At 63.3% G+C, this 240-nt stretch carries 1 protein-coding gene; it reads left to right on the plus strand.

Annotated features, from left to right (window positions below; translation table 11 throughout):
* Nucleotides 1-113 precede the first annotated feature (113 nt).
* On the plus strand, nt 114-240 hold a 127-nt coding region (locus QSV46_RS41700; RefSeq protein WP_409997309.1), incomplete at its 3' end, for a DUF6522 family protein.

Genomic DNA, 240 nt, shown 5'->3' on the forward strand with positions numbered 1-240 from the left:
GCCTTCATGCGCGAGCTCGATGCCACGACGCTGGCGGAATGCGCCTACCCCGCGCCGGCCAGGCGGAACCCTGTGCACGCATGAGGACCGCAACGAAGCATCAGGACTTGAACATGAAACCGATCGAATTCGAGAATGGCATCGTGCAGATCGATGCCGCGATCGTCGCCGAAGGCCTCGGCCTTGCGCTGCCACTCCTTCAGAAGGAGATGCGGGCGGGCAGGATCACGAGCTTTGCCG

This window comes from Bradyrhizobium cosmicum (assembly GCF_032290525.1).
Classification (GTDB): domain Bacteria; phylum Pseudomonadota; class Alphaproteobacteria; order Rhizobiales; family Xanthobacteraceae; genus Bradyrhizobium; species Bradyrhizobium cosmicum_A.